Consider the following 15,544-nt stretch of genomic DNA (forward strand, 5'->3'; position numbering starts at 1 on the left):
AGATGAGAGATGTTAAGTTTATAATCAACACTAAAAAAAACCGTTCGTATAAATTATACGAACGTTCGGAAAAGGATATTTATCGAGCCAACGCTATTTCAGCTTTCGTAAATAATAATCTTCTCCTTTCACAATCATCCCCTTCATTGTCGTATCTGTTCCTAATCTAATATCTGTTGGAAGAGGCCTAAAAAGGGCAATGGTATCGCTTTTGGCATACATCAAATAGTCAGTTCCCGGCGGAATGGGCCGCAGAGGTTGTTCAAAAGGGCGAATTGGAATCAATCGTCGGGTAAGGTGTTTTCCGTAGAGCGGGTACTCAAAATCATCATTGATGGTTCCTAAGGCCACCGTGGCGGAGTCGGGCACCAACTCATCAAATTTCAAGTAAGCCTGCGTAATATCGGGCCGCGCAAACGTCATCATCGGAATACGCTCCGTTTTAAAGGCAGACTTTTTACCCAACGCATCAAAAGGCAAACAGCGGAAATTGAGAAATACCGCCAATAGCGCCGAAATACAGGCGACAACGGTCACGACACCCACGTATGTTTTCAACGCTACCGAATACCCTGATTTTTCGAGGCTGTATTTATGGGTAAAGAGTAATGTTAAAAATAATACCCCAAAAACGCCCGTTTCCTGAAAATAACGCCCTTTCCAAGGGTCGTAGGGGGCAGAATAAGACAATGCCGCAAAATGAAGCAATAACGCAACGGCCAAAAACCAGTGCGACGGCGAACGGAGGATGCCAAACAACGCCAAAAACAACAAGGGAAACACCAAGGCAAAACCGAAGATTCCCCAATACGGGTTGCCATTAAAAAACTCAAACCGGCGTTCAAAAGAAAAAGGAACAATCGAAAACTCCGTCGTTTCGTCCAGCCGCATCCGCAGCTTATCTTCTAACCAAACCAGCGGAATACGCATCCCACGATTAATATCCTGCCCTATTTTCACATTACGCAGCCCGTCCAGATTGACAAAATCATAGGCATATCTGACCACATTGCGCGAGCCTTGCTCAAACAGGTTTCGGTAGCCTCCATTGGAGGTGGCTCGTTCGATAGACTGGTGTTTGAGTGAAGTTGGTGGCCCGATGGGATGTCCGAATACCTGTATATTTTTAACGTAACCCGTTGGCAATGTCCACAGGCAGAAGCAAACAACAATTGCAATTCCCAGTTTAAAAATAGCGGTCCAATTGATACCTAATATTACATTTTCTTTCTTTTGACCTTTTCCCTTTTGCAAAAACACCGTATAAATCATCACTACAAAAACCGATGGCAGAAGTAGCGTAAACGTTACTTTATGACCATAAACGATTCCAAAACTCAACGCCGCCAGATACAAATAGCGGTTTTCGTAGGTTACTCGGTACGTAAACAAAAAATAAAGCAAGCAACTCAAATAAGCCGCTAGTACAATGTCGGTTTCGGTTGTAACAGCCTGCATCAAAAAATCCAAAAACAATGCAAATGCTAAAGCACAGAAAAAACTTGCATTAAGACGGTTTTTGGTGATTCGCTGGGCAATCCCAAAAACAGCGACGAGGGTAATCCAGTACGAAAGATGATGGATAAGTTTAAAGGCATTTTCAAATTTCCCCGTAATCAAATACGAATAAATCTGAATGGTACACACGCTTTTGGGATAGGTATCAATGTTCCAATTGGTACCTCCAAAATGCGCCATGGTACCGCGTTGAATGTACTGAATGACCCGATTCAAGTGGCCTGTCATGCTATCCCATTCATTAGGAACCGTGAAAAGCACTAAAAGTAAATTCGTAATCCCGATAATGGCTACCGAAAGAATCATGATTCCAAACAGGAATCTCAAATATACAGTCCCACTGACATACCAACGCTGGGCGGCGTGCCAACGACTTATTACCATTTTAAGGGGTGAAAAAGCCGTTGTTTGAGGGGTTATTTTGCTAAAAACAAAGCTTAGAATTGTAGGAGGAATAAAAACCGCAATCGCCCACGCCCATGTACTACCTGTCAGGTCTAGCGCCGAGAGGCAATATCCCGTAATAATAATGCTGCCTGCAAAAAGGAGAAATGACGTAATCAACCATTCTATCAAAGACGGACGACAAATACCGGCAGACGTGCGTCCGATGTATCCTAAAAAAACACCGAAACTTAGTAAGCTAATCAGCACCATACTTACAGAATTTGGTTAATCAATTCCGAAATGCGCCTTACGTCTTCGTGGGGCAGTTCGGCGTGCAGAGGTAAACAAAGCACCCGTAAAGAAATATCTTCAGAAACAGGGCAGGATTCCGCATCCTTCAAAAAGGGCAATTTATTGAGAGAAGGATAAAAATAACGACGCGGAGTAATTTCGTTTTTGACCAGAAAATCACGCACTTCCAACGTTTTATTTTCTGATTCAAAAACAACGGGATAGTAGGCATAATTACGCCCTAGTCCTTCTACCCATTGAGGAGCCTCAAGGTGATTCCAATCAAGTAGCTCAGTATATAAATCACAAACTGCTTTACGAGCGGCAATCAACTGCGGCACAAGCGGCAAGTTGCAAAGCCCCATAGCGGCATGAACTTCGGAGTTTTTACCGTTGATTCCGACAAAATAATAATCATCACCCCGATGGCCGAAAGCCCGCAATAGGTGTAATTTATCGTGCCATTTGGCATCATTTGCAATAATAGCCCCCCCCTCTACCGTATGAAAAAGCTTGGTAGCGTGGAAACTGCACGTAGAAAAATCGCCGTAAGAAAGCAAAGAACGCCCGTTTAAGGTTGCGCCAAATGCATGAGCACCGTCATAGATAACAATGAGGTTGTGCTTCTTTGCAATTTTTTCAATCGCTTCTACATCACAGGCATTACCATAGACGTGAGTCGCCAGAATCGCCCGCGTGCGTTCGGTAATGGCGGCTTCTATCAGGTCGGGGTTAATACAATAGGTCTGGGAATCAATATCGACAAATACAGGCGTAGAGTTTTCCCACAATATCACATTGGTGGTGGCAACGTATGAAAAAGGCGTTGTAATAATTTCTCCAGGCTCATCCAATAGTTTAAGCGCCATTTGAAGCACAATCGTCCCATTGCCACAAAAATACAGATGGTCTACATTCAAGTATTCTTTAAGCCCCTGTTCCAATTCCTGCGCCAAAGGCCCATTGTTGGTAAGCAGGGCCTTGTCCCAGATTTTTCTTAAATAAGAAACATATTGATCAAAATCGGGAAGGTATGTTTTAGTAACGTTAATCATTCGCTTCGGCGAGCCGACCGTTTAGACCAGTACTTCTGACTGAGAAATTTGAAAATTTAATTGAGGGCGCACATACCCGGGCCATTTGCCGTACCAAGTAACACCCTCCCGGTGGTCTTCCACCTCAAAGGCCAGTGCATCGGGCAACTGAAATAATACAGTAGATGTATCTTTTACGACCATGATTGAAATCACGTACGAGCCGTCATTCAGGAAATTGCCCGGAATCTCCAGCGTAGCAGCCACCAATCCTTTTTCAAAAGATTGGGAGGTAGTTCCTACGTTAAAGATACACTCTCCCGTAAAAGCATATAAGTGCAGACTTAAATTTAAATCGGCACGCTCGGCCATGTTCCAAAATTCAATGTGAACACGGGCGGGGGTTGTTACATCTATGTAATGTTTACCTCCCTGATACTCAGGGTCAATACGAACTGTCCTAAAGCGCACTTCGTCGCTACCAGGGGCTTCTTCGGGAGTTTCCCAGAAATGCTCCAAGTTCGTTTTGGCCACATGGCTAAGGTAATTATTGACGACGTGCGTGGTATCTCCTTGCATTTTTAGGCGCCCGTGTTCAAAATAGAAAGCACGATTGCAAAGAGATTGCACAGCGGCAAGGTTATGACTTACGAATAAAATCGTACGGCCGCTTTCAGATACATCGCGCATTTTGCCGAGACATTTCTTCTGAAAATCGGCATCGCCTACCGCAAGCACTTCATCGATTATGAGGATTTCAGGACTAAGATGAGCCGATATAGCAAAGCCTAGTCGTACATACATCCCTGAAGAATAGCGTTTTACGGGAGTGTCCAAAAACTTCTCAACCCCTGCAAACTCCACAATACTCTCGAACGCACTCTTGATTTCGTGGCGTTTCATACCGAGAATCGCTCCATTGAGAAAGATATTTTCCCGCCCCGTCAATTCAGGGTGAAAACCCGTCCCGACTTCGAGCAAACTCGCCACACGTCCTTTTATTGTTACTTTTCCGCCCGTAGGCTCAGTGATTTTACTGAGGATTTTCAACAAAGTAGATTTACCCGCGCCATTATGGCCGATAATCCCTACCCTGTCGCCTTGGTCAACGGCAAAATTCACATCCCGAAGTGCCCAAAACTCTTCCTTTTCTACCTCATCCTGTTCGCCTTTACCAAAAAAATGCTTGAATTTCTCCGAAAAAGTATCGCGTAAGGTCGAACTTTTACGCATCGCTTTTTGGTGATCGATGATGTATTTTTTGCTTATATCTTCTGCTACAATTACCTGCATTGAGCGCCCCAAAGTTTATATAGGTTCAAAAGTAATCAAATGTAGTCAACAAATGAATTTTCTTCCTTACGAAAATAGTAAATGGAAATCAGCAACATAACCGATATAACACCCACCGTACTGTACAAACTACTCACCTTGAAAAAGGAACCATCCCCTAGCAAAGACCACTTAAATCCGTTGATAATACTCACCATCGGGTTGAGATAATACAAATCGTACCACCAAGCATCTTGGCTGGCTTCTACTAATGAAGCGCTGTAAGCAATCGGACAGGCATAGAATCCAATCTGCACTAGGAAAGGAATGAGTTGGGCAATATCACGGAAGCGAACATTCAATACGGAGAAAAACAATCCAAATGATAAAGATGTCAACAAAGCCAACAATACAAACAACGGAAGGAAAATAATCTCCAAACCAGGCAAATGGTTTTTCCAGAGGGCAATGATGAAGTATAAACCCAGCGATACGGCAAAGTCTATAAATCCAACCAAAACCGAACTTAACGGCATAATCAGTCGGGGAAAATATGTTTTGGTTACCAAATTGGAGTTCAGCAAAATACTGTGGCTGATTTGGGTAAACGTATTGGCAAAAAACGTCCAAATCGTAATACCCGCCAATACCATCAAGGGATAAGGGACACCCGCGTCTCCCTCAAATTTACCCACCATTTCAAAAACAAAAACCATTACCGCCATTGTAGCCAAGGGCCGTAAAACGGCCCAAGCAGCTCCAATAGCGGTTTGTTTGTACCGAACCGACAAATCACGCCGGGCAAGAATCCACAGCAATTCTCGGTTTTTCCACAAATCTTTCCAATAGTTTTTGGCGCCGTGACCAGCCTCAATCACTACTTCATTTAAATATGCCATCTGTAGTTATTGTACGAATTAAGAGTTAGCTTCCATAAAATCAGGAAAAACTAACTCACTTTTTCTTCATGTCTTTCAGTGCTTCCGAATACGTTTGCTTGGCTAATACAAAAATGACAGCAACAATGAAGCCAAGAATTGCCCCAAATTTAGTATTCTCCCGGGTAAAAAGCTTTGTTTCTAGCGGCAAAACCACCGGCTCAATAATCGTAAACAAAGGAGACTCTTTCACGATTGACATTTGGAGACTCTCCAGACTTCTCGAAGCTTCCAAATACAATGCTGTAACAAACGAAGTACTTCGGGTGAGTCTCCCTTCGGCTACTTTAGCCGTAGGAGCCACGGCTTCTACATTGATAACAGTCGTTTTGGCAAGTTGGCTTTCGGTTCGGTTGAGTACTCGTCCCAACGAGTCTACCCGAGCTCTCATTATTCCCATCATTTCCCGGGATTTCCGGGTCTGGGTTTCTTGGTATACCCTTTCTACCGTTGAAAGCAAAAGTTCAATAAATACTTTGGATACACCTTCATTTTCCATAGAAACCGTTAGCTCATAAAATGCCGTTTTTATATTTGGCTGCCCGATCGTAATCTCACGATCCCGAATTTTGTACAGTACACCATCAAATACTTGTCTTTCCAGCCTTGACATAGAGTCACGCTTGGTGTGCTGAATACGTACAGGCAACCACTCTTTCAAGAAATCACCCCAATCATCTTGACGGATAAAAGTAGAGTCAAGATAATAATTGACAAAGAGCTCTTTTTTACCGTTACTCAGTGTTATGGGAGTTAATAAAGCCCTTTCCAACACAGGGCGAGTTTTGATGACATAGAAAAGATTTTCTCCTGTAAACAAGCCTGCGTCACCACGCCCTCCTCCCATGCCACCGAGCAAACTCCCTAAGCCTCCTAAATCTTGGGTAGCTCCCGAGCCAGTAACGTTAAAGATGATTTCGGAGACATATTGTACTCTTTTGTTTTTCTCAGAGTCGACATAATAACCTATTGCGGTACCAACTCCGACCAAAATCAGGATAAGCCACCAGTTTTTCAGAATTAAATCTTTGGCCTGAATTATTTTCTGAAATATAAGCTTCGGACTAAGTGTTACTTGTTCTTGTTGTTGTTGTTCCATGATGCTTTTAAGCCTGAATAGCTTCTATTTTTTACATCTTATTTATTGATTACCCAAAAATCTAAAAGCTATTACTGTCGTAATTAAGGTCATTAATGTTGAAGATATACCAATAACCGATTGAATAGCACGTTGCGCTTCAACCAAATCAGACTGAGTTCTTTGTGGAACATGTATCTCTGAGCCTGGTTCAACTTTAGGGTAAATATTAAAGAAAAGGAATTTACGCGTTCTGTCAACAGAGCCATTCGGGTAAATCACGTATGACTTTCTTTTTAAGGAAGTACGTGTAAACCCTCCTCCCTGCGATATATAGTCCATAAATGAACTGCCATTCCGAAACTTAACGGTGGTAGGAAATAATAGTTCTCCTTGAAGGCGTACAGTTTCCAATCGCTTTGGAATGTCTATTATATCACCGTCTTGTAAGATAATATCTTCCCGGCCGCCAGGGTTTTGCAAAATTCGTCTCAAATCAATACCAATGGCTTCTTCCTTGTTTTTATCAATTTCGCCGCCTACAAATTGGCCTTTCTTTGCATCATCCGAAATCTCCGCCACGGCCTTATTGCGTTGTTCTAATTCTTCATCTGTCAGGGTTACTTTCCGTAACAGCGTAGCTCCGTTCACATACGCTTGAGCGGTTAAGCCACCAGCCCGCACGAGCAAATCCGACAATTTTTCATCTTTACTCTTGATACCGTGCATTCCAGGATTTACCACTTCGCCCTGAACCGTAACAAAAGTTTGGGGTTGGTAGTTAGATGCAGCCCTTACCAAAATCTCGTCATAAGGCTCCAGCATAAAGCGACTGTCGTTTCCGTCAATGGTCAAATCACGGTTTACATCAAAGGTAAAAATATCTGCAATTTGGGCTGAAGCAGATTGTACATTGACATCCCGACGACGACGCACAACCTCTACCTGCGAATTTGCCGCCGATTCCTTAAACCCGCCCGCTCTGATGATGGCGTCCTCTAAGCTTAAATTTGCCGTATAAGGCAATCCTACGGCAGGGCCTTGGTTTACTTCTCCTCTAATGTTGATAAAAGCCGCTTCCCGTAATTCAAATTTGGAAGGAATAATCACTTGGTCTTCCCGTCTTAGAAGTAAGTCATCGGTTTTGCCGTTAATCATATCGGCTAAATTGATAGAAATATTCTCAACCGATAGGTCGTCTCTGGTACGGATAATATTAACCCGCCCCGTAAATGCCTCTCCTGTTAGCCCTTCCGCACTTTTAATTAATTCAAGCAACGACTTGTTTTGGTCTAACGAGTACTGACCCGGCCGAAAAACCGCGCCATTAATCACAACCATATTTTCAAAACGAGCCAGCAACATCTCTGCGCTTATTTCATCGCCGTTCTTGGGAATGTACTTATCAAATTCGCTGATTTTGACGTCAATTATTTTGCGCTCTTTGGTCGTTAATCCCAACACTTTTAAGCGATCCGTATAGGCATTGTCTGAAAATCCACCAGCATATTCCAATACTTTATTAATGGTTTCAGTGGGAAGCAGTTCATAAATACCGGGGCGTTTTACATTCCCTTTTATTTCAACGCGTTTGTTGTAAACACCTACCTGAATAACGTCATTGTCCTGAAGGCGAATGTCGCTATTCAACGTACCGTTCATTAATAATTCGTACAAATCAAGGGTGGCGATGGTCTTATTTCTGCGAACCACTTGAATCTGACGAAATGAACCCAGCTCATTAGGGCCACCTGTCAAATAAAGGGCATTAAGTGCCGATGACAAAGAAGATACATTATACGTTCCTGGTGTGGCTACCTCGCCCAAAACAGTTACCCGGATAGTCCGGATTCTGCTCAAACGAATTTGAAGAAACGTACTTGCACTGCTATTGCCAGGAGTCCCCAAGTTGTTGTAATAAGGGGCCAATCGAGTAATCAACTCTTTCTGAGCTTGTTCAATAGTACGGCCACTCAATTGAACCGTTCCGACGGGTTTAATGAACGCAAACCCATCCGAGTTTACCACCATTTCAATTTGTGATTGCGAGTACCCATAAATATAGGCCGTCAACTCGTCACCTGGCCCAATGGTATAATCGCGAGGGGTGGCAATATTTTCAGAAGGAGCAAAATCTACTTTGGGATTATTAAAAAGCTGCGTACCGAATATTTTACGGCGCAACTTAACCAATTGTGCCTGCCGATAAGCTTCTTCTGGATCTAATGCTACCGTATCCGCTTTTGTTTTTGTTTCCGTAGGATTCACGGGAGCGTTGGGGTCTTTGGCTTGCTCCGCCTTTTTAGACATGGCATTGTTGATGGCACTTTGTTGAGCAGCGGTCGGGGTATTGCCAGCATTAGTTGCCGAAGGTTGCCCTTGTGCTGCTGCGGGAGCCCCCGCTCCTGCCGAACCGCTTGAAGTTGAGCCTGCCCCCGCGGGAGTTTGAGCGTTTATGCTCATAATGGCGAGAACACTTACCAGGCAAACGTTGAAAATGGTGCGCCGAGCGCTTGATAGAGATAAACTTCCAAAAAACTTCTTCATGCAAATTATGTTCAAAACAAAATTCTTAGATTCTGATTAACAATATCTTAACGTATTCGCTAAGCCGTTCGATATGTAAGAACGAATCCGGCCGACAAAGTAACGTAACTTTTTGTGTTTTTTAAACTTTTTTCTTTTTTACGGCCATTTTCGCGGCTTATTGTATAATTTTTCCGATATTTTCATTTTCGTAAATGATGTATTTTTCCTTTTTTAGATTATTAACAATCAATGTATTAAGAAATCGAAGTGGGATATAAAAAGAACTTTGTTTTACAAAGTAAGTTAAACTTCCTTAAACCTTGCAAATTTTTGTCCATAAATATTTTATGAACACCGTTTTTCACATTTTAAACGTTGTATTTCGTGCATTTAAAATCGTAATTTGTAACCGCAGCGCTTCAGAAGAGCGTCCTTAATCTATAATTAAAGTAATGGCAGAAGAAGTAAAGTACGACGAAAGCAGTATTAGGTCTCTTGATTGGAAGGAACATATTCGGCTCCGTCCAGGAATGTACATTGGAAAACTCGGCGATGGTTCCGCCGCAGATGATGGCATATACGTGCTGGTCAAGGAAATCATCGACAACTCCATTGACGAGCACACCATGGGCTACGGAAAAGCCATAGAAATAAAAATCATGGACCACCGCGTCGAGGTTCGTGATTATGGTCGGGGCATTCCTTTGGGAAAATTGGTTGATTGTGTTTCCAAAATCAATACAGGGGGCAAATACGATTCAGGAGCCTTTCAAAAATCGGTCGGCCTTAATGGTGTAGGTACCAAAGCGGTCAATGCCCTTTCCAGTTATTTCAAAGTTCAGTCGTTTCGGGAGGGAAAAACCCGGTGGGTAGAGTTTCGCAAGGGGGAAATAACCGCAGAAGCACCAGAAGAAACAACAAGTCAGCGCAACGGCACGCACATGATTTTTGAACCTGATAATACCATTTTCAAAAATTACCACTACATCCCCCAGTTTCTGGAAAACCTCATTTGGAATTACTGCTACTTAAACGCTGGGCTAACCATTAATTTTAACGGGCAAAAGTTTTTTTCTCAAAATGGGCTATTAGACCTTTTGCGGAACAAAACCGACGAAGATGCCATTCGATATCCCATCATTCATCTGAAGGGCAATGATATTGAGATTGCGCTTACGCATGGCAACCAATACGGGGAAGAATATTATTCCTTCGTCAATGGTCAATACACCACTCAAGGGGGAACACACTTAGCGGCTTTTCGCCAATCGCTCGTCGATACTGTCCGCGAGCACTTTAACAAAGACTATGCGGTTGAAGATGTCCGGGCGTCCATCATCGCGGCCGTCAGTGTGCGGGTACAGGAGCCAGTATTCGAATCACAAACAAAAACCAAACTGGGTTCAAATAATATCTCTCCCGATTCCAACAGCCCCACCATCCGTACGTTTGTCAATGATTTTTTGAAAGCAAAGTTGGACAATTTTCTGCACATGAACCCCTCCGTACGGGAAGCCATGAAAAAGCGAATTGAACAGTCAGAACGTGAACGTAAAGAGTTGGCTGGGATTAAAAAATTGGCGAATGACCGCGCCAAAAAGGCCAATTTGCACAACAAAAAGCTCCGCGATTGCCGAAATCACCTCCCCGATGTAAAATCGGAAGACCGCTACGAAACCACCCTTTTTATTACCGAAGGAGACTCGGCCAGCGGCTCAATTACCAAGTCTCGGAACGTACAAACGCAGGCCGTATTCAGCTTGCGAGGAAAGCCGCTCAACTGCTTCGGAATGACGAAAAAAGTGGTGTATGAAAATGAGGAATTTAACCTTCTTCAACACGCCCTCGACATTGAAGACGGTCTCGACAACTTACGCTACAACCGCATTGTGATTGCCACCGACGCCGACGTAGACGGGATGCACATTCGTTTGCTGATGTTGACATTCTTCCTGCAATTTTTCCCCGATTTGGTGCGTAATGGCCACGTGTATATTTTGCAAACACCTTTGTTTCGAGTACGTAATCCGCGCAATCACAAAGAAACCATTTATTGCTACAGCGATGAGGAGCGGCAGAAAGCCATCAAAAAACTCGGTGGTGGCAAAAAAGTAGAGATTACGCGATTTAAAGGTCTGGGTGAGATTTCTCCCGATGAATTCGGTCGGTTTATCGGAGAAAATATGCGTATTGAGCCCGTTATTTTGGACAAAGAAGCTACCATTCCCAAATTACTGAGTTATTATATGGGCAAAAACACCCCTGACCGTCAGCGATTTATCATTGACAACCTGCGAGTAGAAAAAGACATTCTGGAAGAGGAGCCCATAGCAGAGGTAGCGTAACTCGCACATCATTAAAAAAGGCTCGGCAACATTTTTACCGAGCCTTTTTTAATGTCTTTACCCATTTATCCAGTGGCATATTTACGCTTCCTAATCCATTGCCAAACTCCTCCCAAAAGCCCGATTAGCACCAAGGGAGCCAATAGATTAAGCAATTGCCATTGAGTCCGCTCTTCCTTCAACCTGATTTTATCCAACGGACGCAGGGTTACCTGTTTATTTCGCGCCGTAATCAATCCTTCCGAATCCATCAGGTAATCAATGGCGTACAATACAAAATCTTTGTTGGCAAAGGTTTTCCCCGACAAACGGTCATACCCCAACGGAAAAGGCACATCCCGAGCGTAGTCAATGTCATTGATCAACATATCACCGTCAGAAACGACCAATATTTTGGCGGGTTTTCCCTTGCCCACAAAAGAACTCATGCGTGGGTCTTTGGGAAGAAGACGGTTGTTGTAAAGCGACGAAAAAGACCCTTCCAACAGCAGAGCTACATTTTTTACACCCGCATTGTATTCTCTCGGGTCTGGTTGTTGACGCGCTTCATTGTAGGCCACCAATGCTGGCGCTTTTAGAAGCTTGGTATATTGGGAAGTAAGCAAAAGAGGTGTTTTGACAATGCCAGGCGCATCGACGGTATCAATACTACTAGCAAAACGCGTGTAAACAGCATCTAAATTTCGGACAATCGGGTGTTTGCCAAAATTATTAATCAACGGAAAAAACCGCCATGGCATGGGTTTAATCTGAGGTTTATCGCCCATGTTGCCTACATTGAGCGGAAGCAAGGCACAACTTAGGTCTTTGATAAGATTTTGATTGATGCGGCATCCATACTTGAACAGCAAATCATCCAAATTCAGCGCCGAGGGCTGGGCGAATGTACCTTCCAAACTAACACTGTCGACCCGCGCCCCGTCGGCAAAAAGCACTAATTTTCCGCCCCGCATCACAAATTGATCAAGTCGGTATTTTTCATCTTCCGTAAAGGGCAAGTCAGGTTTGGGAATGATTAGTAAATCGCCTTTTTCCCAAGAGTCAGGATTCTGAACGTCGAAGTACAAATCATAGTTTTGTTGGAGTGTAGCCAACAAATCTGAAAAACGCGGCGGGGGTACTTTGGTATGCCCCACCAAAATACCAATACGTTTGTGTTCCTTGAGCGTCAGCCGACGAATGGCCGAAGCCAGTTCAAACTCCACTCCTTCATACGACTGATTCAGCCGTTCTTCGGGGGAAGCAGATTGATTTCCCTTCAACAATTGGACGGGATATTCTTTGCCTTCATAAACCAACATGGCTCCCGGAAATACCAAGCGCTCGGTGCGTTTTCCATCTTCATTGGCAAACAAATTGGTTGGAATAAGACCTTTTTGCGTTAACTCTTCCTGTAATTTTGGGTCGTTGGGTTCAATAAAACGATAGGCGATATTGGCACCTGCATAATCAGAAAACGACTCAAGGGTTTCCTGAATCGCGCGTTCGAGCCGTTCAAATCCAGCGGGAAAATCACCTGTCAAATAGACTTTTACCACCACTTGTCCGTCCAGATTTTGGAGCAATCGTTTGGTGGCATCCGAAATGGAATACCGTTTTTCTTCCGTCAAATCCCACCGAAAAAAGACAAAAGAGGCCAAGACATTTAACCCGACAAGTGCAATCAGAAAAACCGCGATTTTGATAATTCGTTGTTTCATTCAAAAACGAATAAGCAATTGATAATTAATTATTTGAAAAAGAAGTTACCATTTTTTGAAAATAAAAAAGACGGCCAAAACAATGAAGCCAAAGCCTACTAAATAATTCCACCGCACTTCTTCTTTGAGGTAAATAACGGCAAAACCCACAAAGACGGTTAAGCTGACTACCTCCTGAATGGTTTTGAGCTCAAAAGCATTGAATTCATACGACCCAATCCGGTTGGCGGGAACGGCGATACAATATTCAAAAAACGCAATGAGCCAACTAATCAAAATCACTTTCCAGAGGGAGGTTTCTTTGTATTTCAAATGCCAATACCAAGCCGTGGTCATAAACAGGTTTGATAAAAACAGCAACAATGTGGTACGCATAACAAAGCTATAGGTAATGATTTTAGGACAAAGATACCATAAAGAAAAAGCGTTAGCTGATTTTCTGACCAACTAACGCTTTTCTCTATGTAAAATTTCACAAAATCACTTTCTAAAAATGCCAACGCACAAATGCTTCCATGGCTTCATACTCCGCTAAGCCCAGTTGGTCATAGAGAAGCGCTGTTCCGCTGTTGCGCTCTTCGGCACGCTGCCAAAATTCACGAGAGTCTTCTCCCTGAAACACCACGCCGTCTTTCTGCGATTGGTGTTTGAAAATTCCGTAGCGTTTTTTGACAACCTGATCGGGGCTCATCGGAACCGCCATTTCAATTTCGTGAATATCCCACTCCGCCCAGGCACCGCGATACAGCCACACCCAGCAGTCTTTCATAAAGTTTTTGTGCTTGAGCTGCTTCAACGCCGCCTCAATTGCATCCCAGCACACTTTGTGCGTACCGTGCGGGTCGGCAAAATCGCCAGCGGCGTAGATTTGGTGAGGTTTTACTTCTTCAATCAAATCGGCAATAATTTTAACATCTGCTTCACTAATGCCTTTTTTCTGAATCGTTCCTGTTTCGTAGAAGGGCATGTCAAGGAAATGAAAATGCTCTGTTCCCACAAAACGGCAGGTAGCCTTGGCTTCTCCGCGACGAATCAGCCCTTTTACGTATCGAACTTCAGAGGTGTCAATCTCGCTGTCTTTTTTCTGCTTCAAAAACGCCTTGGCATCGTTAAATATCTGCATTGCGGCCTGACTTTCAATTCCAAATTTGTGGTTATAGTCCACCACAAAATCAATGAAACGAAACGCCTCATCATCGGCTACGGCAATATTTCCCGAGGTTTGATAGGCTACGTGAACTTCATGACCCTGATCAACCAACCGCTGGAAAGTACCTCCCATCGAAATAATATCATCGTCGGGGTGCGGGCTGAAAATAATAACCCGTTTTTTGGCAGGAAGCGCCCGTTCAGGACGGTGGGTATCATCGGCATTGGGTTTGCCGCCCGGCCATCCCGTAATGGTATGTTGTAATTGGTTGAAAACGTTGATGTTAATATCGTAGGCTGAACCATGAGCGGCCAGCATATCGCTCATCCCGTTGTCGTTGTAATCTTTGGTGGTAAGCTTCAAGATAGGCTTTTGCAGCGTAAACGACAAGTGAGTTACGGCCTTCTTAATCATTGAGTTATCCCACTCTACGGTATCCACCAACCACGGTGTTTTTACGCGGGTCAGGTCGTTGGCGGCTCTTTCGTCCACAAAAAAGGCCACATTGGGATGCGCCTGCAAATACGACGCTGGCACTAATTCCGTTACTGGCCCTTCGACTGCTGCCTTAATCATGGGCGCTTTGCGCTCACCCCATGCCAACAACACCACTCGTTTGGCATTGATGATGGAAGCTACTCCCATGGTGATGGCTTTTTTGGGCACTTGGTGTAGCCCACCAAATTCCATGGCCGCCGCCGCACGGGTCGAGTGGTCGAGCGTCATCAAACGGGTACGGGAATTGATTAATGAACCTGGCTCGTTAAAACCGATGTGCCCATTTCCTCCAATCCCAAGCAACTGAAAATCAATACCTCCCATGGCATTGATTTTGTTGTCATAACGATGGGCAAAATCGGCAATCATCGTTGCTGGAACGGTACCATCAGGGATGAAATAATTCTCCTGCGGAATATCCACGTGGTCAAAAAGCTGCTCCCGCATGAAGCGAACATAACTGTGAATCGAATCCGGCTGCATGGGATAGTACTCGTCTAAGTTGAACGAAATTACGTTCTTAAAACTTAGTCCTTCTTCCCTGTGCATTTTGATGAGCTGCGCATAAACCGTTTTGGGCGACGAGCCCGTTGCCAGACCTAACACGCAAGGTTTACCTTCTTTTTGCTTGCTGCGAATCAAATCAGCAATCTCTTTTGCCACCGCCGCAGATGCATCTTTGGCATTAGCGTATATCTGCGTTGGAATCTTTTCGTAGGTAATGGCTTGACCTACAATACCGCTATTAGCGGTTTGGGCTTGAATCATTAAAGGTTCAGTAATCATGATCAAGAAAAAATGTGA

At 43.8% G+C, this 15,544-nt stretch carries 10 protein-coding genes; 1 reads left to right on the forward strand and 9 read right to left on the reverse strand.

Annotation, left to right across the window (positions count from 1 at the left end; translation table 11 throughout):
* Positions 1–93: 93 nt before the first annotated feature.
* Genes DVG78_RS18050 through DVG78_RS18075 form a run of 6 tightly spaced genes read right to left on the reverse strand, consistent with a single transcriptional unit; the run spans position 94 to position 9,065 of the window.
* Positions 94–2,175 (reverse strand): glycosyltransferase family 39 protein, encoded by a 2,082-nt coding sequence (locus DVG78_RS18050; RefSeq protein ID WP_114462447.1) that lies wholly within the window; start codon positions 2,173–2,175, stop codon positions 94–96.
* A 2-nt stretch (positions 2,176–2,177) separates the two neighbouring features.
* On the reverse strand, positions 2,178–3,251 hold the full coding sequence (locus DVG78_RS18055) for a DegT/DnrJ/EryC1/StrS family aminotransferase (RefSeq protein WP_114462448.1): 1,074 nt from the start codon (positions 3,249–3,251) through the stop codon (positions 2,178–2,180).
* Positions 3,252–3,272: 21 nt separating this feature from the next.
* Positions 3,273–4,523 carry an ABC transporter ATP-binding protein gene (locus tag DVG78_RS18060; protein WP_114462449.1) on the reverse strand — a complete coding sequence of 417 codons (1,251 nt, stop codon included), beginning with the start codon at positions 4,521–4,523 and terminating at the stop codon, positions 3,273–3,275.
* A 35-nt stretch (positions 4,524–4,558) separates the two neighbouring features.
* On the reverse strand, positions 4,559–5,401 hold the full coding sequence (locus tag DVG78_RS18065) for an ABC transporter permease (protein WP_114462450.1): 843 nt from the start codon (positions 5,399–5,401) through the stop codon (positions 4,559–4,561).
* Between the two features lie 55 nt (positions 5,402–5,456).
* Complete coding sequence (locus DVG78_RS18070) at positions 5,457–6,539, reverse strand: hypothetical protein (RefSeq protein ID WP_114462451.1); 1,083 nt, start codon at positions 6,537–6,539, stop codon at positions 5,457–5,459.
* Positions 6,540–6,581: 42 nt separating this feature from the next.
* Positions 6,582–9,065: an SLBB domain-containing protein gene (locus DVG78_RS18075; RefSeq protein ID WP_114462452.1), complete on the reverse strand. Its 2,484-nt coding sequence runs from the start codon at positions 9,063–9,065 to the stop codon at positions 6,582–6,584.
* Between the two features lie 434 nt (positions 9,066–9,499).
* Between DVG78_RS18075 and DVG78_RS18080 the strand changes: the two genes are divergently transcribed.
* The gene (locus DVG78_RS18080; RefSeq protein ID WP_114462453.1) at positions 9,500–11,392 is read left to right on the forward strand and encodes a DNA topoisomerase IV subunit B; all 1,893 of its coding nucleotides are present in this window, start codon (positions 9,500–9,502) and stop codon (positions 11,390–11,392) included.
* Between the two features lie 65 nt (positions 11,393–11,457).
* Here DVG78_RS18080 and gldG read toward each other — a convergent pair whose 3' ends face one another.
* The 3 genes from gldG to nagB all read right to left on the reverse strand — a co-directional run bounded on the left by gldG (position 11,458) and on the right by nagB (position 15,526).
* The gene (gldG, locus tag DVG78_RS18085; protein WP_114462454.1) at positions 11,458–13,092 is read right to left on the reverse strand and encodes a gliding motility-associated ABC transporter substrate-binding protein GldG; all 1,635 of its coding nucleotides are present in this window, start codon (positions 13,090–13,092) and stop codon (positions 11,458–11,460) included.
* 45 nt (positions 13,093–13,137) lie between these two features.
* Positions 13,138–13,467, reverse strand: a complete 330-nt coding sequence (locus DVG78_RS18090) for a DMT family protein (RefSeq protein ID WP_114068069.1) — start codon at positions 13,465–13,467, stop codon at positions 13,138–13,140.
* A 112-nt stretch (positions 13,468–13,579) separates the two neighbouring features.
* Entirely contained in the window at positions 13,580–15,526 is a 1,947-nt protein-coding gene (gene nagB / locus DVG78_RS18095; protein WP_199563272.1) for a glucosamine-6-phosphate deaminase, read from the reverse strand.
* Positions 15,527–15,544: the final 18 nt, after the last annotated feature.

The sequence above is a fragment of the Runella aurantiaca genome (assembly GCF_003339505.1).
Lineage (GTDB): Bacteria > Bacteroidota > Bacteroidia > Cytophagales > Spirosomataceae > Runella > Runella aurantiaca.

Excerpts from the sequence above, each read along its gene's own strand:
- DVG78_RS18050 (WP_114462447.1), bottom strand. The coding sequence starts at position 2,175 with ATGGTGCTGATTAGCTTACTAAGTTTCGGTGTTTTTTTAGGATACATC.
- DVG78_RS18055 (WP_114462448.1), bottom strand. The coding sequence starts at position 3,251 with ATGATTAACGTTACTAAAACATACCTTCCCGATTTTGATCAATATGTT.
- DVG78_RS18060 (WP_114462449.1), bottom strand. The coding sequence starts at position 4,523 with ATGCAGGTAATTGTAGCAGAAGATATAAGCAAAAAATACATCATCGAT.
- DVG78_RS18065 (WP_114462450.1), bottom strand. The coding sequence starts at position 5,401 with ATGGCATATTTAAATGAAGTAGTGATTGAGGCTGGTCACGGCGCCAAA.
- DVG78_RS18070 (WP_114462451.1), bottom strand. The coding sequence starts at position 6,539 with ATGGAACAACAACAACAAGAACAAGTAACACTTAGTCCGAAGCTTATA.
- DVG78_RS18075 (WP_114462452.1), bottom strand. The coding sequence starts at position 9,065 with ATGAAGAAGTTTTTTGGAAGTTTATCTCTATCAAGCGCTCGGCGCACC.
- DVG78_RS18080 (WP_114462453.1), top strand. The coding sequence starts at position 9,500 with ATGGCAGAAGAAGTAAAGTACGACGAAAGCAGTATTAGGTCTCTTGAT.
- gldG (WP_114462454.1), bottom strand. The coding sequence starts at position 13,092 with ATGAAACAACGAATTATCAAAATCGCGGTTTTTCTGATTGCACTTGTC.
- DVG78_RS18090 (WP_114068069.1), bottom strand. The coding sequence starts at position 13,467 with ATGCGTACCACATTGTTGCTGTTTTTATCAAACCTGTTTATGACCACG.
- nagB (WP_199563272.1), bottom strand. The coding sequence starts at position 15,526 with ATGATTACTGAACCTTTAATGATTCAAGCCCAAACCGCTAATAGCGGT.